Raw genomic sequence first — 20,607 nt, 5'->3', positions numbered from 1 at the left:
ACGTTAATTAACTTTTTTAACCTGCAATTGAGCTAAATTGAATACACAAAATCCACAAACTTTGCTCGATCAGGCGCAGCTCATTCATACGTCGGAAGCTGTTCAAGACGCAATTAGCAGGATAGGTAGAGAAGTTACTATACAATTCGAGCATACTCTTCCCGTAGTGATTTGCGTGATGGGTGGTGGAATTGTTTTTGCTGGGCAATTACTCACACAATTAACATTCCCACTCGAGCTAGACTATGTGCATGCTAGCCGCTACCAAAACAATACGGTAGGTAATGCTCTTGTCTGGCAGTCTTTACCTAAATTAGATATCAATAATCGAACAGTATTATTGGTGGATGATATTTTGGATGAGGGAATTACTTTATTGGCAATTAAAGAAAAATGCTTAGCACTAGGTGCTAAAGATGTTTACTCTGCTGTGCTGATAGAAAAGAAATTGCCGCATTTAAAACCGATAAAAGCAGACTTTGTTGGGCTGGAAGTGCCTAATCGCTATGTGTTTGGTTGCGGCATGGACGCTTATGGCTGGTGGCGAAATTTGCCAGCTATATACGCATTACCTTAAAATTCGGGCTATCTTATCAATCGAGATTTTCCTTAAGTTTTAACTCTCTCTTTAAGTTGACACTCAATCACCGTAATCGCTTGCCGCATATCTAGGGTTTAACTTTCACTTCATCAGACATAAAAATTTGCAAATGGTATACACATCTGTATACTTTAATTTTAAATGCTATTGATGAGTCCAAAGGAAGGTTGTATGCGTAGTCTTTTACAATGCAAGCAGTTGAGCAATGCTGGTTTATTTGGTTTAGTTTTATTAAGTAGTTTCGCCATGCTTTCATGCAGCATCTCTCCTACTAGTCAAATAAATGTTCAATCAAGTAGTTCAGATAAAGAGTGGTCAAGTTTCGGTCGTGATTTTACTAATCAGCGATTCTCTCCACTCACGCAAATCAATCCACAAAACGTTAAAGACTTAAAGTTGGCTTGGCAATTTAAAAGTGGTGTAGTTGCAAGTTTTCAAGCCACACCTATCGTCACAGGTGGCGTTATGTATGTGGCTTTGCCTTTTAACCATGTTGTTGCTTTAGATGCCAAAACAGGTAAAGAGCTTTGGAGCTATCAACATGAGCGTAGAGCGAATTGGAAAATGTGCTGCGGCCCTGCAAATAGAGGTGTGGCGGTAAGTGATGGTAAGGTCTTTATTGGTACGGTTGATGCGCGCTTGATTGGACTTGATGCTAAAACTGGCGCAAAAATTTGGGATATTGATGTTGCCGATGACACGGCATTAACAGAAAAAACCAGCTCATTAAGTCAGGCAGACGCTAAAAGCCATAAAGAAGCCTATGGCGGCACTGGTGTTGGTGTGGCAATGGCACCAGTGGTTTATCGCGGCAAGGTCATTGTTGGCATCACCGGTGTGGGTTATGGCTTGCATATTGACCAACCGACAGTAAACGCACCTCTAGGTGCTGTGGTAGGTGTTGACGGTCGTTATGGTCGACCAGGCTTTCTGGCCGCTTATGACATTGGTAGTGGCAAGCGTGTTTGGACTTTTGATACCATTCCAACGCAAGGTTGGGAGGGCATATTTGCTGAAACAACTTCGGATGGTATCTCACTGAATCGAGATGTTGCTGCTGAAAAAGCTAATATGGTGAATAATAAAGAAGCTTGGCGCTTTGGTGGCGGCTCCGCTTGGAGCACGCCAGCGATCGACACTAAAACCAATACTCTTTTCTTTGGTACGGGTAATCCTTCGCCACAAATGAACGATATTTCCCGTCCTGGTGATAATCTGTATACGGTTTCGTTAGTTGCTTTAGATACGGAAACAGGCAAGCTTAAATGGCATTACCAGCAGGTTCCACATGATGTTTGGGGTTATGATTTAGCAAGTCCGCCAGTCTTGTTTGACTATAAGAAAGATGGCAAGACCATCGCCGCTGTAGGACAGGCCAGTAAAACAGGTTGGTATTACGTGAACGATAGAGCAACAGGTAAGCTACTGATGAAGTCTGATGCATTTGTGCCACAAAAAAATCTATTCGCAAAAGCAAGTAAGGAGGGCACTGTGCTTTATCCTGGGATTTTAGGTGGTTCAAATTGGAGTCCTAGTGCGCTAGATGAGCATAATCAAACCAGCTTTGTCGCTGGTATACATGCACCTATTAAATATACTCTAGTAGAAGAGGATGCAGCAGCTGGTAAACCAGCTATTCGATATGCCTCCTCTGAACCAACCAAAGATCCGCGCTGGGGCGTTATTTCAGCAATCAATCTTTCTACAGGTAAAATGAGATGGCAAGTTAAAACTGAACAACCTTTGATGGGTGGACTGCTTGCGACTCAAAGCGGCTTATTGTTTATGGGTGAAGGTAGCGGCAACTTCAATGCGTACAACAGTAATACAGGTGATTTATTGTGGCAAACTAAAGTCGATGCAGGTGTTAATGCACCGCCTATAAGCTATGAAATTGATGGTGTGCAGTACGTAGCAGTCGCTGCAGGGGGTAATTCTATATTTGGCTATACTGCAGGGGATAATATTGTGGTTTATGCTCTGGGGAAGTAGCGCTTGAATGTGTTAGCGGTGCTTTAGTTTTAAAATAAGCACTGCGCAGGCTAAAACTAAGGTGATGCCGTTGGCCAGAATTACGGGCCAACTTGTAATTAACAGGCCGTATATAAACCAGCCTAATACGCCCAAGCTAAACAAGCTATACATGGGTAGTGAAACACCTGATAAATCTCGTGTTTTCCATGAGTGCAATGCTTGTGGCACGAAAGCAAATGTAGTTAAAAAGGCTGAGGAATAGCCAATCAAGTCGGTAGGAGTCATGTGGGTGTTAAATTTTAATAGGCTAGAATACATTTAGGTTTGAATTAAAACCATCAATTTTAAGATAAAAAAATAGCCCAATGAAGGGCTATTTTTTTTGAATTCCATTAACTGGATTCTAGTTAACTAAGCTTTTTGGATGTTTGAAGCTTGTTTACCTTTTGGACCGTCTGTAACGTCAAAACTTACGCGATCATTTTCTTTTAAGCTTTTGTAGCCGCTATCTACGATAGCTGAGAAATGAGCGAATAAATCGTCGCCGCCTGCATCAGGAGTAATGAAACCAAAACCTTTTGAATCATTAAACCATTTAACTAAACCTGTAGCCATATCTTATTCCATACTTTTAAAAAAGGGAGGCACCCTAAATGATTGGGTTTTTAACAAATAATCAGTCTTGAGAACTTAACCACTTTAAACATCCAAACGCCGAAATTACTTTTTACTGGTAAATAATTGTCGTGTCAAGCATTATTTGACATTAATCGTGATTGACAACAAAAATTGATATTAAATTTATTAATTTGTTGGTATTTAGCACTTAATTTATATAAATAAGCGATTGATTAATCATGGCTCTGGCGCTATAATGCGCGCGAGCGTTGTATGGGTGTGTTGCGGGTAGTTTAAGTGTTAGTGATATTTGCTAGTACTTTCATTTTAAGCTTCAAACTCTATAGAGATTGTTGCTTAATTAAAGATTGCTACAAAATATTACTGGAGAACTAGATTTGGCTAAAGAAGAATTGATTGAAATGAATGGCGTGGTAATGGAAATTCTACCAGACTCACGCTATCGTGTAACGCTGGACAACGGGCATAAATTAATTGCTTACACTGGCGGTAAAATGAAAAAAAATCACATTCGAATTTTAGCTGGCGACAAGGTTACTTTGGAGCTTTCTCCATACGATATCAATAATGGACGTATTACTTTTAGGCATATCGAAGCTGGTGGCGCGACATTCACACCAAGAAAACGCACCTACTAATACGTTGCTACTCATTCGTAATAAATGCTGATTTTATTGCGAATGTTAAGTTTGTTCAATTCTGCTCAAATTAACGTCTTATTTACCCTCATATTCATATAGATCTTCAATAAAGCAAACTTCTAAGTGTTGGGTACGGCTCAGTCAGATTCCTTGCCTAAGGCTTTTCAAGTGTGTTCTGAAGCTAATATTTTTTCACTTGAGTATTTTCATATTTTCAGTGATGCGGTTAAATGTAAAGTATTGTTAATTTTCTAACAGCCATGTTGTATTTAATTTGTTTAAAGCGAATTCCAAGGTAATGTAACTATCATAATGATTTGCCTATTTAAATAGTATGGATAACATGATAGTAAACAAGCATTGGGAAAAAATATTCTCAGTGATACAAAGATCGTATGTAATAGAAAATCACCTCGAGTTCTTTAGCTGGTTACAAAATGGCGTGAATGAGTTTTTGCCGCATGATGTATTAGTTGCTTGCTGGGGCGATTTTGAGAAAAAATCGGTAAAGAGTAAGTTAAGTTACGATGTGGCTTCTAATCTAAGTGACATCAATACACAAACTGTATTCGACTCTAATAATGGCTATGATGTATGTATGTTGCATTTACATCAAAGGTGGTTAAGCAATAATCGTTGCTGGTTTGTTGTTAACAATCTTGATCATCATGAAGTCGAAAATCAACTTAATGTCATTTTGCCAAATAATCTTGAGCAATTAAATTCATTGATGGTCTATGGCGTAAGCGATGTACGTGGTAGTAATGTTTGTTTGTACGTTTTCTTCAGTAAAGAGAAGGTGTTTGATGTGCCAGATTCGGTGATGGGCTTAATCATGCCGCATATCGATAATGTGCTAAGAAAAATTCAGCATCTTAAGCCGTTAAAAACACCTACTGAACCAGCCATCATCTTGGATGGTACCGGACTGAGCGTGCGTGAATTGGAAATAATTCATTGGATAAAATCAGGAAAGACCAACCAAGAGATAGCAACAATTCTGGACATTAGCCAGAACACTGTCAAAAGTCACTTAAAGCGGGTTTTTCAGAAGATGAATGTAACTAGGCGCGCACAAGCCGTTGCTATTTTAATGAATAAGCTAAATTGAAAGTAATTTACTTAATATTAATCGTTTGATTGCCGACCACTACCGTTTGACCAGTACGAATTTTAGCTGTTTTTCTAGTTTCGATTAAACCATCTACCTTCACTAATCCTTCTGCAACCATTGACTTACCTCGACCGCCACTGTCAGCTAGCCCTGTTAATTTTAGTAGGTTACATAACGCTACGTATTCTGTAGTTAAATCAAATTGCATGGTTTGTGACATAATGAATCTCGTTGAATGGAGTAGAATAGAGCTGATTTGGTGCCCAAAAGAGGACTCGAACCTCCACACCCGAAGGCACATGGACCTGAACCATGCGCGTCTACCAATTCCGCCATTTGGGCAACTATATGGTTTAGCTATTGCACCGCTGAGATTTTGACTCAGGCTAATAGTTGCGGTGAATTTTATATTAAAGGTAAGCTTTGTCAATGACAAAAAATAGTAACAAAAACAACAGAAGTTCTGATCCACACGCTGAGCGCGAAGCCGGTCGATACGATACGCCATTGCCGAGTCGTGAGCTTATTCTCACTACGATGAGCGACCAAGGCATTCCACTTAGTGTGGAGCAGCTCTATATATTGTTAGATATTAGTGAAGATGAGCGAATCATTTTCAATAAGCGCTTGAATGCAATGGAGCGCGAAGGTCAGATTATTAAAAACAGAAAAGGCGCGCTATGTATTGCCGATAAGCTGGATTTGATTTCAGGCGTGATTCAAGGCCATCCTGATGGCTTTGGCTTTTTAATTCCTGATGACAAAACAAAAGTAAGTGGTGAGGATTTATTTTTAAGCCCTAAAGAGATGTCGCAAGTGATGCATGGCGACCGCGCTATGGTACGTATGAGTGGCCTAGATAGAAAAGGTAGGCCAGAAGGCAAGATTGTTGAAGTACTTGAGCGCCGTACGCAAAAACTCGTTGGACGCGTGGTGCAGACAAGCGGTGTGACGATTGTTGCGGCTGAAGATAAGCGCATAAATTTGGATATTTTGATTCCCTACCATTTAGACCTAGGTGCCAAAGCTGGACAAGTGGTGATGGTTGAGTTGACTGGTCAGCCTTCGTCATTAGCGCAGCCTATGGGTAAAGTGATTGAAATTTTAGGTAATTATGCTGATAGCGGCATGGAAATTGAGATTGCACTACGTAAGCACAATCTGCCACATGAGTTTAGTCGTGAAGCGACGAATCAAGCTGAGGCTTATCCGCGCTTAGTTCAGCCTGAAGATTATAAAGGTCGTATTGATTGTCGTGAAATGCCGTTGATTACCATTGACGGTGAAACAGCACGTGACTTTGATGATGCGGTTTATGCAGAGCCACAAGGCAAGGGCTGGCGTTTGGTCGTGGCGATTGCAGATGTGAGCTTTTACGTCAAACCGAATGATGCTTTGGATAAAGGCGCTTATGACCGTGGAAACTCTGTGTATTTTCCGCGACGCGTGATCCCTATGCTGCCAGAAGCGCTTTCCAATGGCCTGTGCTCGCTTAATCCTGATGTTGAGCGTCTATGCATGATCTGTGATATGCAGGTTGATGGCGCGGGTATTGTGAAGCAATACAAGTTTTATCCTTCTGTGATGCGTTCACAAGCTCGTATGACTTATACCAAGGTCCATGAGATATTGCAGAATCCAGAAGGCGAGTTAGCGCAAGAGTTCGCTTGGTTGATGCCGCATTTAGAACATCTCAATAGCGTGTATAAATTAATGTTGGTTCAGCGTCAAAAACGCGGTGCAATAGAATTTGAGACTTCAGAAACTATCATGGAGTTTAATGAGCAAGGTAAAATTGAGCGTATTGTGCCGAGCACGCGTAATGAGGCGCATAAGCTGATTGAAGAATGTATGTTAGCTGCCAATGTATGTGCGGCAGATTTCTTGAAAGCGCACGAGCATCCTGCTTTATATCGTATTCATGAAGGACCTACACCTGAAAAGCTAGAGCTACTACGTGCATTTATGGGCGAGTTTGGCTTTGGGGTGGGCGGTGGTGATTCGCCACATGCGAAAGACTACGGCAAGCTCTTAGAGCGCATTAGGGAGCGTCCTGATGCGCAGTTATTGCAAACAGTGTTATTACGTTCTATGCAGCAGGCTGTTTATAGTCCAGATAACGTCGGACACTTCGGTTTGGCTTATGAGGCATATGCCCATTTCACTTCACCTATACGTCGTTACCCAGATTTGTTAATCCATAGAGCGATTAAAGCCGTTTTAAATGGCGATAAATACAAAGCTGGTAGTTGGGCTGACCTAGGCGTGCATTGCTCCATGACAGAGCGCCGCGCCGATGATGCAACTCGTGATGTGACCAATTGGCTCAAATGTTTCTACATGCAAGATAAAATCGGTGAGGTGTTTGAAGGTACAGTGGCTGGCGTGACCAGCTTTGGCTTATTCGTTGCGTTGGATGGCGTGTATGTTGAAGGCTTGTTGCATGTGACGGAGTTGGGTAATGATTATTTTCATCATGACAAAGCGCGACATGAAATGGCGGGAGAGCGGACTGGTGTACGTTATCGTTTAGGCGATAGACTGATCATTAAAGTGGCACGCGTAGATTTAGAAACCACAAAAATAGATTTTATTTTAGTGAATAAAAACAATACATTGGACGGTGGTGTTGAAGTTGAATCTTCGAAAATAGGTGTGACTAATAAGTTGCGCGGTGGCGAGAGAAAACCTGTAAAATCCAGCACTCAATTTGGCGATAAGTTTGGTGATAAACCTACGAGTAAAAGCACGCCAAGAATTGCCTCAAAAACAGGTGGGAAACTAACTTTAGGTGTTAAGCCTAAATCAAAATCCAGCTCAAAAGTGGTGAGTAAAACGGCTGGAAAGAATCCACCTAAGCCGACTAAATCAAAAAAAGCTATCAAAAAAACAAGTAAACATTAATGAATTAATTTTAGTAATCATATAGTAAAAGTCAACCGTTAAGAATTAAACATAAGGTAAAGAAATGAGCGATGCCCGTATTTTATTTGGCTTTCATGCCGTATTAAGCCGTTTGCGCCAGCATGGTGCTAGCGTGCAAGAGATTTTGATTGATCGCGACCGCATGGACGCACGTATGAAAGATCTGCTGAAGATGGCAGAAGCAGCAGGTGTTCGTACGATGGAAGTTGAGCGTAGCCGCTTGGATGGTATGGCTGGCATGAATGGCCGGCACCAAGGGGTGATTGCACGTGTGGTTGATACGCCAATTCCCTATAAAGATATTCATGATATTTTAGAATCTGACCTGACGGAACCGCCATTCTTTTTGATTTTGGATGGCGTTGAAGATCCGCATAACCTAGGTGCTTGCTTGCGAGTGGCTGATGCGATGGGCGTGCATGCCGTCATCGCTCCAAAAGACCGTGCAGTAGGCCTGAACGCCACAGTGCGTAAGGTTGCTTGTGGTGCAGCAGAAACTGTACCGTTTATAGCTGTGACTAACTTGGCGAGAACGATACGTGAGTTGAAGGAAGCTGGCGTATTTGTGGTGGGGACTACCATGGATGCACCTAGTACGCTGCTCAATACTAAGCTAGATGGTCCAATTGCGATTGTACTAGGCGCAGAAGGTGACGGCATTAGGCGATTAACGGCTGAAACCTGTGATGCGCTGGTGACGATTCCTATGTACGGCTCAGTTGAAAGTTTAAACGTAAGCGTTGCTAGTGGAATTTGCTTATATGAAGCTAGGCGTCAACGTAGCTTACTTACGGTGTAAGCTAAAGGTATTAAGCGCTAAGCTTTAAAGTACTTAGCGTTCTTTTTCTAATGCTTTGCAATAATGCTGCATTGTTGATGAGCGACTCACCGTAGCTTGGTACCAAAACTTTCATTTTTTGTTGCCAAGCATCACTCTTCATTTGTTGGCTAAAACAGCGCTCAAGTACGTCAATCATTGCTTTAACGCTGACTGAGGCCCCTGGGGATGCGCCCAATAAAGCCGCTAAAGTACCATCTTTGGCGGCTACTATTTCAGTGCCAAATTCTAACTTACCCCATTTTTCGTTGCATTGTTTAATAATTTGTACACGTTGACCTGCATTTTCGAGTGTCCAATCACTACTATTTGCATTGGGCAAAAAGTCGCGTAACGCATTCATCCGTTGCTCATGGGTTTGGGTAGCCTCTTTCAACAGGTATTTAGTCAGTGCTAAATTGTGTCGCCCTACACCTAACATAGCTTTAAGATTATTAACTTTGACAGATTTTGCTAAATCAAATTTAGAGCCTGCTTTTAAAAATTTAGTGGTAAAGCCAGCAAATGGCCCAAATAATAAAGCTCGCTTGCCGTTAATCACGCGTGTATCTAAGTGCGGTACAGACATTGGTGGTGCACCAAGCGCAGCCTTGCCATACACTTTGGCATAATGTTGCTTAATTACTTCTGGGTTGTGACAAATAAGCCATTGACCGCTCACAGGAAAGCCACCATAGCCTTTGCTTTCATCAATATTAGCTTTTTGTAGCAAGGGCAGGGCGCCACCTCCGGCACCTAAAAACACAAACTTAGCACTTATGGTTTGCGTATGTTTTGTATTGAAGTCATGGAGCTTGACATGCCATGTATTATCTTTAGCACGGTCTTTTATTTTGCTAAGATTTTTAACTTGTGTATTGGTGTGCAAACTAAAATTGGGTTGTTTTTTTAAGTAGTCAACTAAATGGCGCGTGAGAGAACCAAAATCTACGTCTGAGCCGTTCTCAACATAAGTTGCAGTTAGCTTTTCATCTGTATTTCTGCCAGTCACGATAAGCGGCATCCACTCTTGAAGTTGAGCAAAGTCCTCACTAAATTGCATGTGCTCAAATAAATGATGCTGTTTAAGGAGGGCATGTCGTTGTTTTAAAAACGTGCTGTTCTTTGCCCCCCACACAAAGCTTAAATGTGGTGTTTTGCTGATAAATTGACTAGGATCGGGTAGGGCAGAGGTTTCAACCAAATGCGACCAAAACTGTAGAGAAACTTCGAATGCTGCATTAATTTCTAAAGCACGCCCAATCGCAATACTACCGTCAACATCTTGTGGCGTGTAATTAAGCTCGCAATAGCCTGCATGACCCGTACCAGCATTATTCAGTGCATCTGAACTTTCTAGCGCCACCTCTGATAGTTGCTCCACCATCCTGATTGTCAGTGTAGGATCAAGCTGCGTAAGCAAAACGCCTAGCGTTGCGCTCATGACGCCGCCACCTACTAATAGCACATCAATTTTATTTGCTGTTGTCATTCAGTTTAGCCATCAAATTGTTTCAATTCTCTTCAAGATTTGGTCAACAAAAAAGCCTGTAATCCACAGGCTTTAGCATTTTTAATGTTGGTTTTAATGAATCGTGCACTGCACAACTTAATTACCGTGGTGTGAATTTTACAGTAAAAAAATTGATTTTTGTGGAATATTAATCGGCTGGCAAGTGGCTAGAATAAAGGGAGACCATTCAAATCTGTATTGGTGTTTTTATCAACAAGTATTGAACGTTTCAAGAATGAATTGTATTGAAACAGTACTAACTTATATAAGACAGTACTGTTATGGATTACATATAATTATTCGCAGTAAGGTTTACTTGCTTGCTGAATTTTGCAAACGTTGATTAATTTGTTTGAGTTGTTGATCTATAAATTGCGCAAGTTCTGGGCTCAGTGTCGCGACAGATTGCGCGCGAGTAAAGGCTTCTTGTGCGTTTTCTAGTTTGCCAGTCGCTTGCAGTGAAATACCAAGGCCCACTAAGGAGTTTGCGGAACTAGAGTTATTCGATGATGCATTCATTGATAGCGCCGTTTTATAGTGACTGATGGCTTCATCATGGCGATTTGCGCGTTGAAGTAAGGTTGCTAAAAAGCTTTGATAGTCAGCATTGTTATTTGCATAAGCTAGGCCTTGTTCCATAATCGTAAGCGCGGCAGATTTATCACCCAATTCTATTTGTAATCTGGCTAGCGCGATGCGGAAATTAGTTTGCTCTGGGGCTATTGCAAGACCTGCGGCAAGCGTGGCTCTGGCTTCATCATTGCGATTATTATCTAGTAATAAACCTGCAAGCGTTTGCCTAGCTTCTTGATTCGCTGGATAAACCTCTAATGATTGAGCTAAATTACTTTGAGCTTCGGCTACGCGACCTTGTTGCAAGTTTGCCAAGGCTTGGCGATATAAATTGCCTGATTTTTGTTCAGTGCTGATTTGTTTGACTATGCTGCTATTACTTGAGTGAGCAGCTGATTTTGCCGCAACAACAAGCTTTGCTGATACAGCTGAATTATCAGAAACCACTGAAGTGTTTGCAGGCTCTACTATATCCACTGACTTTACTGGTTCAGCCGTTTTAGTTGCTTGATTGGTATTTCCAAGATTGTTAGCTACTAACTCTGCAGGCATAATATTTGCAATAACTTTATCTTTTTGAGGATATTTTTCAAGCTTGTTAACTTGCGTTTGCGAGGCTGTTGGTTTGTATTCTATTGGCGTGTATTTAAGTGCGTTTTCAAATAATGGGAGTAATGCTGAATCTGCAGTTTGAGCAATAGCTTTAATTTCTTCTACGGGTTTTGCAGCTTCTACAGAGTCGGCATGTATCATCGCCGCTTGTGGCGTTGCTTGTACTTTTAAATGATCAATACTGTGAGATAGTGCGGGTGCGCTTTGTACCCACAAATAAGCGCCACCAGCCAACAATACTACTAGCCCACTAATCTTTAAAAATGGTACGCCATGTTTAGCCTGATAATGCTGATTCATATAGGGCGTGACCACAGCTGGTTGTAGTGCATCGCTTGGACTGGATGTAATCATTTTTTCGGCGTCATTAGACCCAGCACCGCGCTGTTCTAGGTCTTTTAGCATTTGATTAATTAGGCTCATGTTCAGTCTACGATTTCAGTCTTCAAGGGTGATGGATTTTTATTAACTTAATTTAGGTAAAACCAAAAATGCACTGCCGCACATACATAAAAATAGAGATAAAGTAAAGCTATGTAAGCGTAACTTTTTCCATGTTGACTCTATCGATTTAGTGTCTGAAATCGCTGCAAAAGCTTCGACTAAACCTACTTGTTGTTTGCCTTTGCCATAGGCGGCTAGTAAGGCTTTGTGCGCCAATATATTCACTAATCTTGGTACACCGTTAGATTTAAAATACAAAAGCGTTAATGCGGCGCCACTAAACATGCGGCTTCCTTGGTAACCAGCAATGATTAGACGGTGGCTAAGGTAATACTGCATCTCGTCGCGACTTAATCTATCCAACTGATATTCAAAAGTAATACGTTGTTTTAGCTGTCTGATAGAGGCATGGTTCAGTTTAACTTCAAGTTCTGGCTGACCAAAAATTACCACTTGTAGTAGTTTTCTTTTTTCAGTTTCCAGATTACTAAGTAAGCGCAGCGCTTCTAATGTTTCTATAGGCATGGCTTGCACTTCATCAAGGCAAACGACTACTTTGATGCCTTTACGAGCAAAATCTAACAATGCATGAGTCAATGCAGTTAACAGCGCATGTTGAGTCACCACATTAGGTAGGGCGATACCTAACTCTTCTGCTAACACCATCAATAATGATTGCGGCTCTAAATAAGGGTTTGGTACGTAGGCCACTTTGAAACTGCTATCGAGGCTAGACATAAGCTTGCGGCATAACAGCGTCTTACCCGTACCAACTTCACCTGTAATTTTGATAAATCCTTCGCCAGATAGAACGGCAAATAGCAAAGTATTCAGGCCTTCTTGATAGCTGTGCGATGCAAAATAGAAGCTGGTATCAGGCGTAATGCTGAAAGGTGCTTCGCTTAATCCAAAGTGTTTTAGGTACATCATTTATTCGCTCACAGTCGATGTTTGTGCAATGTTGCCTGAGCTTTGCACATAGTCGCTACGTTGCATGCTTTCAATACGCCTTTGGCTAGATAAAGCATCATTACTCCAGCTCTCTTGGCCCTGCACAACGGTGGCTTTAAGCAAGATCACCAATTCAGTTTTACTGGTTGTTGAGCCTTTTTGGCGGAAAGCATTGCCAACGCCTTTAATGTCACCTAAGCCTGGCACTTTAGATTTATTGCTGATAGCGCTCTCTGTCATCAATCCACCAATCGCAATCACGCGACCATCATGGGTACGCACAATGCTATCGGTTTCGCTCACATTGCTAGAAGCAAGCGGTAGGTTGATAGCACCAGACGTACCACCAAGGTTCAATTGTTTATTCACGGTAGTCACTTGGCTGATAGAAGGGTGCATGTGCAAGATAATGTTGTCATCTTTATCAATCTGCGGAGTAACATCTAGCGCAATACCTGAGAAAAACGGTTGTAACGTCACTTCTGGCGATGTTGTGGTTGCGCCAGTTGAGGCGGTCGTATTAGATGAAATGCCAGTGACAAAAAACTCATCGGTACCGACTTTAAGAACTGCTTTTTGATTGTTGATGGTGGCAATTCTTGGGCTAGAAAGCACTTGTACATCGCCTTGTGTTTCTAAGAATGAGAGTAGGGCGGCAAAATTAGCCCCTTGCAAAGCGACCGCAAATAATGGACCACCGAGCGATGTCGTTGCTGCATTGGCAATTGCGGTACCCGATGCTGCACCTAAGTCGCCACTAAGCAGATTACCATTACCTGAGCTGGCTAATTGGGTATTAGCATTCAAGTTACCTACAATGCCCGTATTAGAGCCGCTTTTGCCAAATACAGACCAGTTCACACCGCTTTGAGATTGGTCATTCAGTTGCACGTTCATGATTTTTGCTTCTAATATCACTTGGCGCTCTATGGTGACTTGCATCAAACGTAAGAACGCTTCCACATTACGTACTTCCGCCGGCATTGCACGTACCATAATGACGCCAGACTGTACGTTGACGACAACACGGCGACCATTTTCATTACCAACAATGCCATTAAGTGAATCCGTTAAGTCTTTCCAAAAATCATTATTAGTGGTGGTAGCAATGCTGCTGCTAATCATAGACGCACGATTGGCTGAGCCGCTTGAATTGGTCGTGCTTGTTGATCCAGTACTTTGACCAGAGCTTGTACCATCGCTTACTGAGCCAGAAGTCACACGCGTGTCAGATGAACCTTTACGTTGACCAATAATATAATTCACTTGAAATACGCGTGTTTGGATTGATTGTGGCTCAATAAAAATACGAGTGCCTTCTACTTTGTATTCATAACCATACAACTCGCGCAGCGAATCAAGTGCCTCAAACACTGTAACGTCTTTCAGGTTCACTGAAATCGTGCCAGTTAAATCTTGGGAAACCAACATGCTGTAACGCGTGCCACTTACAATGCCCATTAATACTTGGCTGGCAGGCGCATTGCTAATGACTAAATCAAAACGTTGCTCCAATTGTTTAGCAGAAGCTTTAGGCATGGCAATTTTTAATGGGGGCAACAATGCATCATTAATCGCCTTTGGAGTCGCTGTAGGCGCTTTCACTTCTGCGGCTTGTTTTAACTCATTAGTTATTTTATTGAGCGTGGCATTATGTTGGGGTTCATTAGTCGCACAGCCACTTAGTAGCACCGTTTGGCTAAGTATTAATGTGAGTAATGCTGATAATCGTATTGGTAATTTTTGCATGATATTATTCTCGATTACTTCATTCAATTTCTTGGTTTAGACTGGGCTATTGGTTTAGTCTGAACTGTAGGTTTGGTTTTCTTTACCATTGCATAATCCATTGCCAGCGTCTGTGTCGACATGTCGGAATTACGTAAGACAGCTTCACGTTCGTTAATTCTAATCAAGGTGGCATTCTCGTATTTACCGCCTAGCATAACCTTTTGACCACTAATAATCGCTGCGCGGTATTGCGAACCTATCATTACAGATTGCAGTATCGGACCGCGCGCTTCGCCATTTGAGGTTTCGTCTGATAATGAGGCAGGCGGCTGAGTAGGGTCTTTTAATACTTCAGCATTTAAGCCGCTTTCCATCATGAGCAAAAACATGCCACATGAAACGCTAAGTAATAGTTTCACAGGGTTGTGCGCCAGATGCATTGAGTGCGCTGAGTGTTTATCTGTATTTAATGTCATATGCTTAACCATGTTTTATCTAAACTTAAAGTGTAAACCGTGAGTTTTAAACGGTTTGTCGGCCAAACGCTGCCTGATAATTGCTCTTCATTTAATGCGGCTTTGCTCCAAAGTACGTGCCAAGGCATTTTCTCTAAATCAGAAACATATTCGAGAAGATCTAAGTAATGGCCTTCAACCGTAATTTCTACGCCATGTTTGTATACTGATGAATCTTGGTTGCCTGCATCTAGTTTGCCCGTATCTAGTTTATTTAGGCTGCTGTTTTCAGTTGTTGATACGGCAGTGTTTTTATCTGCAGCCTCAGCTTCAAGCAAGCCTTTAGTAGGTAGTGTTTTTAGCTCAATCAGTTGGAGTTTGCCATTTTTCTTTAGCAAACTACGAAGCAGTTCAGGAATTTTGTCTGGGCTGATAAGCGTATTTTGTAAGCCACTTAATTGAGTTTCAAGGGTTTTTAGGTGACTATTTAACTCAGTAATACGTTGGTTGTTGCTTGCATCTGGGTCAATGATTGCTTGATTTGAATATGCGCTAATTTGTTGGGTTATATTTTGAATCTGCGCTTGATCAGTCGCCAGCTCGCTGCTGATTATTTTTTGGCGAGCCAATACAGGGTTGATGAATAAGCTATTCATCGCAGCAAATACGACTGCAAATAGCGCACAAGCCACCATCCAACGCTCACGTCTTTTCAGCGCATCAAACTTAGTGCTTAAGCTTAGCCATGACTTTTTCAAAGCTTACTCCCAGCTTTGCTGTCCGCGTTAATGGTCGCGGATTTATCATCAATCGATTGCAGTGAAAATTCAATATATTTAGGTGCGTTACTTTGAACGCTTTTTGTAGGGGCTGCGTTGTTAACGGGTAGTGCAGATACGCCATTTTTAATCATAGAAGCTGTGGTATTGGCTGAAGCTGAAGTAGTTGTCACTGCTACTGGCGCTGCGCTTGTTGAAGCAGTGGCTTTGGGCAGGTTCATGTTCAACGCAGAAAATAACTTGCCTCTTAACGCAGGCTCATTACCTAATCTTGCAATATATTCTGGTACAAGCTCGCCCTGTAACGCACGGCCGCTGATATTAAGCTGTTCAGATGTACTATCAATACTAAAGCTGGTTAACCATAAGCCATCTAAGCTTTGTTTTGCAAAGGCGCGCATCAAAGCCGCGTAGCCTTTTTCAGGGGTCGCTGAGCTTAGGTTTACAGTCTGCAAAATGTGCTGTTGCATGGCCTCTTTTTGTTCCAATTGTGCAATTTGATCTACTAAGGCTTTGTTCGCTATATGCGGTGTATGTAACAAAGTCGTTTGCTGCAATGCTGCTTGTATTGCCAATAGTTCTTGCGCTGTTTGGCTACGCTGTGCTGTTAACATGGACAATTGTTTTTGCGCATAGCTGTAATATCCCAACATCAACGCCAATAAAACCCCAAGCGTTATCACTATAGTATTAGGGTTTAGAAAATCCTTTTGTTTGATAAGAGATGGATTTAGTAGGTTAATCTGCTGACTCATGATGAAGAGGCTCCTCGCAATGCCGCCCCTAGCGCGGGCATTAGGCTGGCCTGCATGGATAAATCACCCAGACTGGCTTGATCTTTAAATTCAAATACGTCGGATAGATCAAACCGATCTATCGGTATATAGAGATAAGCTTTTAAATAATCATAGAAGTCTTCACGACCCATAAATGGCGCCAATACAAGACGATTGATTGTAATGTAGGGAAATTGGCGTTCAAAGTTATCGAGTGAACGTTGAATTTCTAGTAATAAACGCTCAAAAACGCTGGATTTTAGTTCACTATTGTCGTCCTGTATTTGCTTGGTATCTATTTCAATTCGTCTTGAGTGGTAAAGTTCGCCGCCTGACGTAAAAGTAAGCAATCCGCCATGGCTGTTGATGGAAAGCATGGCCAGTCCACGACCTTCTTGTTCTAAATAAGCTGCGATATTGCGCTGTGCAAGCTCGGGGATGTCAATCACCTCTAAGCCCGAACCTGCATAATCAATGAGTCGCGTCATGTAGTCACCAATCACACTATTTTTAGCGGCAACAGCGTATACATAAGACTGTCGATTAGCATTATTGGGGTCGGCTGGAATATCAATGACATCTATCGTGGCCTGATCTACAGGGTAATCAATCATGTCTTTTAGTTTCCAGCTAATGGCTTGCTTTAGCTCATTGGCAGGTACGTTTGGTTTTTCAATTTGAAATAGTTGATATTCATTTTGAGCGAGTAAAAGTGAGCAGTGCAAGTTAGCCATACTTAAATTGGTAGTTAAGGTCTTTACGGAACTGTCGTCTTTTAAACTACCTCGCTGAATGGCGATATATTCAACAGTGGGTTTTGCTTCTGAATTAATGACATGCGCCACGCAAGTGCCGTTTTCTGAGTTGCGTAATGCAAACCAGCCTGGTGATTTTTTCTTAGAAAATAGTCGCATAATCAATATCTCTATTCGTGGCTTAAAGTGTCTATTAAAAGTTTTCGCGCATATAAATAATCGGCGTTTTGTAAATGCCGAAAGTTGCGCGTGATACAGGGTTGCTACCAAACCATGACATGCCTGCAGCTGTTGCGGCACTTGGGCTTGCTGTATTACAGGTGCTACCGCTCGCAGCGTTCAGGTTAAGCGTTAAGTCTACGCTGCCATTGTTGCCTGCACCTGGTTTAGTTAATCTTAAGTATTTAGATAAGCCATTTACAAAAGTACCTGTTCTACTTGAGTAACCAATTTGCGTTTCACAGGCCGTTAAGTTAGCTTTGTAGCTGTCCATAATGATGCTAGCAGCAGTAATGACGCTACAGATATCCAATTGATTTCTTTGGTAGCTTGTGCCGTTCCAATACTGTGCTTCAATGGGTACCGAAAGTGGTAGTAACTCAGAACCGTAAGTATTAGGTACCCACAATCTGCCATATCGGAATAAACTTGAGGATGAGACATATGTTAATGGCATGGTGACGCCATCACTATCCGTAGGGGTTGTACTAATACTAATACTTCCACCTGCAACGGGTGCGCTGGGGCGAGTGACAATGTGTTTTGCCACAACAGAAGATGTGCCATTGCTCCAAGTGCCTGTCGGCGCAGTGGAGCTGGCTGTTAACCTAGTGCCTACAGGTAATCCATTGGCTTTAAAGGTGTAATTTGCCCAAGTGTTTAAGGCAAATTTTGCAAAGCTACCTACATAATTTTGGGTTGTTTGGTTACTCGAATTTTGTGCAACTAAAGTAAAGCTTGTAGTGAAGCCATCTTGACCCAAGTATGTAAAGCGGTCACTAGTCACAGCGCTCGTGCTACATGCTGGGGTGGTTGAGCCAGTTGTTAAAGAAAAATGATCTGGAATAAACCGCCCAAAATAGTTGGTAGTAGCGGTATTGCCAAAACTACAACCATATTTTCCGCCGCTGCCCACAAAGCCTGACACGCAATCACCATTGGCAGAATCTACTGCGGTAAATGTACTATCGTAAACACCGTTAGCGGCTAACCTAAAATAGCCCACTTCACTATAGTTAAAGGCGCTGCCTGTGGCAGTGCCCGTTGTAGCATTGGCGGCACTAAAGCTACCACCCAATGTGCCTGCTTGAGTTGCGCCAGTATGTGCATTTAGCTTAGTGGTATCAAACAAAGGCGCGCCATCATATCCCACCACGCCAGAACCCGCCGCTAAAGTAAAGCTTGCACCAGCTTTTACTATAGGCGCTAAGCTGGTGCTTGTACCAGCACTATCGGCATTTGCTGAGGATGTTACAGACAAGCTTGAAGGACGCACGGCAAAGTCATCTGTGGAACAACCCACTACACTGGGTGATTGATTGGCATCTGTTACGCGACACATTAAATCACGATATGCTTTGGCGATTGTAATATTACTCACGGTTTTACGACCAGCATCGGTGGATGCAAATGTGACGGTTTGTGAAACAACGGGCGATAACACGGCGCGACTAGCACAAGCTGTAGCGCCAGAACCATCGACAAATTCTAAGGTGACATTCTTAGTGCCGCTCGCTACATAACTTGTTTCAACAGCTCCAGTTGATTTAAGCGCAATAACATCCACATTAAAGGATGAGCTAGCTACCTGCGTATAAAGATGTCCAGTACTGGCGGCTCCCCCAACGAATGTGCAATTGAAATTACTAGGTATTACATTATAGTTTGGACAGCTATGTGTTGCATTGTAATCAAGTGAAACTTGCGTTTGGGTTACTTCACCATTGTAAATTTTAACTTCATCAATTTGGCTTTTAAATCTCCATAAAGTGGTTTTAGTGTACCCACCTACTTGCAATGTAGATTGGACGATGGCGTTAGCGTTGATTTGCGATCCAATTTGTGAGCTGATTGTTTGGCTAACATTATCAATATACAATTTATTTGAGGTAACACCTCCATTAGTAAATACAGCCACTACATGGTGCCACCCATTACTTAAAGTAGATGAGTTTATTCCATATACATCACTATTATCAGTATTAAAGCCAAATGTACCACCTCTAAACCAAAGGTCGTACAGCCCCCATCCAATAGGCATAACGCCATCTGACCCATCCCAATACATCCAAAAGCTAACTGATGTTTTAGCTTTATCAGTTAAATCAATGGGTAAGTTATCAAGGGTAAATGCACCGCCACCATTTGCTGAACCGCCAAAAACAGCGTAGCCACATGTGCCTGAAGACCCTGCTCTGGCTGGGCTAGTATAGGTTGCAGTTGGTGTTGGTGTGCCTATACCCTGGCCGTTAAAAGGCCCGCCAGCATATCCAGCCGTATCAGATACCTCATTTGATGTTCCATTCCAACTTGCTTCGTCCATAGCATAGTAGGCAATGGGTTTCATATTTGTAGCATTTGCTGTAACTCCAGCTAAAAATGGTTCACCACCATTGCTATTAGTGGTTGTGAAAACAATACTTGTTAATGTTCTAGTGCTAAATGATGCAGGCAATGCGAATGCTTGCATGTCAAGATGCGCCGTATTATTTGTATTTGTACCAATCACATTGAGGGTTACATAACTTGCGCTAGTAGTATTTACAAATGAACCAATATAATGGTCGCGCACGTTGACGCCTTCTACCAAGTTAACTGTGTAATTTGTACCATCTGATGCATTAAATTTGATTGAACCTATCGTCACTCCTGATTTGCCATAGAAAGAATTGATAAGCGTGTAAACCGTTGTTGCGCCATATAAGTTCGTATTAATTGTTGTTGTAGTGTTATGGATAACGTTCTCCCCGTTAGCATCTGTCACCATTGAGAAAGGTATGCCGCCAAAAGTCTGGTTACCGCTCATGTACGGAGAGTAAACGGATCCATTTGTTTTAGTACTGAGGTCTACATTTAATGTATTGGTTGATAATGCGATAGGGAAATATGCGGCCTGAGTGCACATTGAGAACACTACTAATAAAACACCATAAAAATATTTACTTATCATCATTTACCTACAATACAGTCGATATAGTTAGTCAACTTAAATACTTACTTCTTAATTTAGCAAATAAGTATTACGGAAATTTCTACTGAATTATGATGAAAAAATTTAGATTTTAAGCAAAAGAAAAACAGGTGATTA

Annotated in this window: 18 protein-coding genes and 1 tRNA gene; 6 read left to right on the top strand and 13 right to left on the bottom strand. The window is 41.9% G+C overall.

The genetic code is table 11. The features are described 5' to 3' along the window. The first annotated feature begins 37 nt into the window (after positions 1–37). Together PSU78_RS10930 and PSU78_RS10925 are read left to right on the top strand one after the other, a co-directional pair. Positions 38–577 (top strand): hypoxanthine-guanine phosphoribosyltransferase, encoded by a 540-nt coding sequence (locus PSU78_RS10930; protein ID WP_300387895.1) that lies wholly within the window; start codon positions 38–40, stop codon positions 575–577. A 195-nt stretch (positions 578–772) separates the two neighbouring features. Beyond that, positions 773–2,593, top strand: a complete 1,821-nt coding sequence (locus PSU78_RS10925) for a PQQ-binding-like beta-propeller repeat protein (protein WP_300387893.1) — start codon at positions 773–775, stop codon at positions 2,591–2,593. Between the two features lie 12 nt (positions 2,594–2,605). Here PSU78_RS10925 and PSU78_RS10920 read toward each other — a convergent pair whose 3' ends face one another. Both PSU78_RS10920 and PSU78_RS10915 read right to left on the bottom strand, forming a co-directional pair. After that, positions 2,606–2,860: a SemiSWEET transporter gene (locus PSU78_RS10920; protein WP_300387891.1), complete on the bottom strand. Its 255-nt coding sequence runs from the start codon at positions 2,858–2,860 to the stop codon at positions 2,606–2,608. Positions 2,861–2,986: 126 nt separating this feature from the next. Next, positions 2,987–3,190: a cold-shock protein gene (locus PSU78_RS10915; RefSeq protein WP_013147957.1), complete on the bottom strand. Its 204-nt coding sequence runs from the start codon at positions 3,188–3,190 to the stop codon at positions 2,987–2,989. 401 nt (positions 3,191–3,591) lie between these two features. Here PSU78_RS10915 and infA point away from each other — a divergent pair, with 401 nt between their 5' ends. Next, complete coding sequence (infA, locus tag PSU78_RS10910) at positions 3,592–3,852, top strand: translation initiation factor IF-1 (RefSeq protein ID WP_013147958.1); 261 nt, start codon at positions 3,592–3,594, stop codon at positions 3,850–3,852. Positions 3,853–4,198: 346 nt separating this feature from the next. Continuing rightward, complete coding sequence (gene epsA, locus PSU78_RS10905; protein WP_300387888.1) at positions 4,199–4,966, top strand: XrtB/PEP-CTERM-associated transcriptional regulator EpsA; 768 nt, start codon at positions 4,199–4,201, stop codon at positions 4,964–4,966. A 7-nt stretch (positions 4,967–4,973) separates the two neighbouring features. On the opposite strand, the gene PSU78_RS10900 is transcribed toward epsA, so the two are convergent. Together PSU78_RS10900 and PSU78_RS10895 are read right to left on the bottom strand one after the other, a co-directional pair. Further along, the gene (locus PSU78_RS10900) at positions 4,974–5,189 is read right to left on the bottom strand and encodes an RNA-binding S4 domain-containing protein (RefSeq protein ID WP_300387886.1); all 216 of its coding nucleotides are present in this window, start codon (positions 5,187–5,189) and stop codon (positions 4,974–4,976) included. A gap of 37 nt (positions 5,190–5,226) precedes the next feature. Continuing rightward, positions 5,227–5,311 (bottom strand) — tRNA-Leu (locus PSU78_RS10895). Positions 5,312–5,398: 87 nt separating this feature from the next. On the opposite strand from PSU78_RS10895, the gene rnr reads away from it, so the two are divergent. Next, positions 5,399–7,873 (top strand): ribonuclease R, encoded by a 2,475-nt coding sequence (gene rnr / locus PSU78_RS10890; protein ID WP_300387884.1) that lies wholly within the window; start codon positions 5,399–5,401, stop codon positions 7,871–7,873. 64 nt (positions 7,874–7,937) lie between these two features. Beyond that, entirely contained in the window at positions 7,938–8,693 is a 756-nt protein-coding gene (gene rlmB, locus PSU78_RS10885) for a 23S rRNA (guanosine(2251)-2'-O)-methyltransferase RlmB (protein WP_300387882.1), read from the top strand. A 10-nt stretch (positions 8,694–8,703) separates the two neighbouring features. On the opposite strand, the gene mqo is transcribed toward rlmB, so the two are convergent. From mqo to PSU78_RS10840, 9 genes are all read right to left on the bottom strand, one after another. Further along, positions 8,704–10,203, bottom strand: a complete 1,500-nt coding sequence (mqo, locus tag PSU78_RS10880; protein ID WP_300387880.1) for a malate dehydrogenase (quinone) — start codon at positions 10,201–10,203, stop codon at positions 8,704–8,706. A gap of 333 nt (positions 10,204–10,536) precedes the next feature. Next, positions 10,537–11,832 carry a tetratricopeptide repeat protein gene (locus PSU78_RS10875; protein WP_300387878.1) on the bottom strand — a complete coding sequence of 432 codons (1,296 nt, stop codon included), beginning with the start codon at positions 11,830–11,832 and terminating at the stop codon, positions 10,537–10,539. Between the two features lie 42 nt (positions 11,833–11,874). Then, positions 11,875–12,780 carry an AAA family ATPase gene (locus PSU78_RS10870; protein WP_300387933.1) on the bottom strand — a complete coding sequence of 302 codons (906 nt, stop codon included), beginning with the start codon at positions 12,778–12,780 and terminating at the stop codon, positions 11,875–11,877. Positions 12,781–12,783: 3 nt separating this feature from the next. Next, entirely contained in the window at positions 12,784–14,553 is a 1,770-nt protein-coding gene (gene mshL, locus PSU78_RS10865) for a pilus (MSHA type) biogenesis protein MshL (RefSeq protein WP_300387876.1), read from the bottom strand. 23 nt (positions 14,554–14,576) lie between these two features. Continuing rightward, on the bottom strand, positions 14,577–15,011 hold the full coding sequence (locus PSU78_RS10860) for a hypothetical protein (protein ID WP_300387875.1): 435 nt from the start codon (positions 15,009–15,011) through the stop codon (positions 14,577–14,579). Next, positions 15,008–15,748 carry an MSHA biogenesis protein MshJ gene (locus PSU78_RS10855; protein ID WP_300387873.1) on the bottom strand — a complete coding sequence of 247 codons (741 nt, stop codon included), beginning with the start codon at positions 15,746–15,748 and terminating at the stop codon, positions 15,008–15,010. The genes PSU78_RS10860 and PSU78_RS10855 overlap by 4 nt, the downstream gene beginning before the upstream one ends. After that, entirely contained in the window at positions 15,745–16,524 is a 780-nt protein-coding gene (locus PSU78_RS10850; protein WP_300387871.1) for a PilN domain-containing protein, read from the bottom strand. Before PSU78_RS10850 ends, PSU78_RS10855 begins: the two co-directional genes overlap by 4 nt. Next, positions 16,521–17,459: an agglutinin biogenesis protein MshI gene (pilM, locus tag PSU78_RS10845; protein WP_300387869.1), complete on the bottom strand. Its 939-nt coding sequence runs from the start codon at positions 17,457–17,459 to the stop codon at positions 16,521–16,523. The genes PSU78_RS10850 and pilM overlap by 4 nt, the downstream gene beginning before the upstream one ends. Positions 17,460–17,493: 34 nt before the next feature. Next, complete coding sequence (locus PSU78_RS10840; RefSeq protein ID WP_300387867.1) at positions 17,494–20,472, bottom strand: DUF6701 domain-containing protein; 2,979 nt, start codon at positions 20,470–20,472, stop codon at positions 17,494–17,496. Positions 20,473–20,607 lie beyond the last annotated feature (135 nt).

Origin of the sequence: Methylotenera sp. (assembly GCF_029945705.1) — a bacterium.
Taxonomy (GTDB): domain Bacteria; phylum Pseudomonadota; class Gammaproteobacteria; order Burkholderiales; family Methylophilaceae; genus Methylotenera.
This window is presented reverse-complemented; position numbering and strand designations above follow the sequence as displayed.

What these genes read in the sequence shown, in the direction of transcription:
- pilM (WP_300387869.1), bottom strand. Translation starts at nt 17,459, where the DNA reads ATGCGACTATTTTCTAAGAAAAAATCACCAGGCTGGTTTGCATTACGC.
- mqo (WP_300387880.1), bottom strand. Translation starts at nt 10,203, where the DNA reads ATGACAACAGCAAATAAAATTGATGTGCTATTAGTAGGTGGCGGCGTC.
- PSU78_RS10870 (WP_300387933.1), bottom strand. Translation starts at nt 12,780, where the DNA reads ATGTACCTAAAACACTTTGGATTAAGCGAAGCACCTTTCAGCATTACG.
- rlmB (WP_300387882.1), top strand. Translation starts at nt 7,938, where the DNA reads ATGAGCGATGCCCGTATTTTATTTGGCTTTCATGCCGTATTAAGCCGT.
- PSU78_RS10850 (WP_300387871.1), bottom strand. Translation starts at nt 16,524, where the DNA reads ATGAGTCAGCAGATTAACCTACTAAATCCATCTCTTATCAAACAAAAG.
- mshL (WP_300387876.1), bottom strand. Translation starts at nt 14,553, where the DNA reads ATGCAAAAATTACCAATACGATTATCAGCATTACTCACATTAATACTT.
- PSU78_RS10915 (WP_013147957.1), bottom strand. Translation starts at nt 3,190, where the DNA reads ATGGCTACAGGTTTAGTTAAATGGTTTAATGATTCAAAAGGTTTTGGT.
- rnr (WP_300387884.1), top strand. Translation starts at nt 5,399, where the DNA reads ATGACAAAAAATAGTAACAAAAACAACAGAAGTTCTGATCCACACGCT.
- PSU78_RS10925 (WP_300387893.1), top strand. Translation starts at nt 773, where the DNA reads ATGCGTAGTCTTTTACAATGCAAGCAGTTGAGCAATGCTGGTTTATTT.
- PSU78_RS10900 (WP_300387886.1), bottom strand. Translation starts at nt 5,189, where the DNA reads ATGTCACAAACCATGCAATTTGATTTAACTACAGAATACGTAGCGTTA.
- PSU78_RS10860 (WP_300387875.1), bottom strand. Translation starts at nt 15,011, where the DNA reads ATGACATTAAATACAGATAAACACTCAGCGCACTCAATGCATCTGGCG.
- epsA (WP_300387888.1), top strand. Translation starts at nt 4,199, where the DNA reads ATGATAGTAAACAAGCATTGGGAAAAAATATTCTCAGTGATACAAAGA.
- PSU78_RS10875 (WP_300387878.1), bottom strand. Translation starts at nt 11,832, where the DNA reads ATGAGCCTAATTAATCAAATGCTAAAAGACCTAGAACAGCGCGGTGCT.
- PSU78_RS10920 (WP_300387891.1), bottom strand. Translation starts at nt 2,860, where the DNA reads ATGACTCCTACCGACTTGATTGGCTATTCCTCAGCCTTTTTAACTACA.
- PSU78_RS10840 (WP_300387867.1), bottom strand. Translation starts at nt 20,472, where the DNA reads ATGATGATAAGTAAATATTTTTATGGTGTTTTATTAGTAGTGTTCTCA.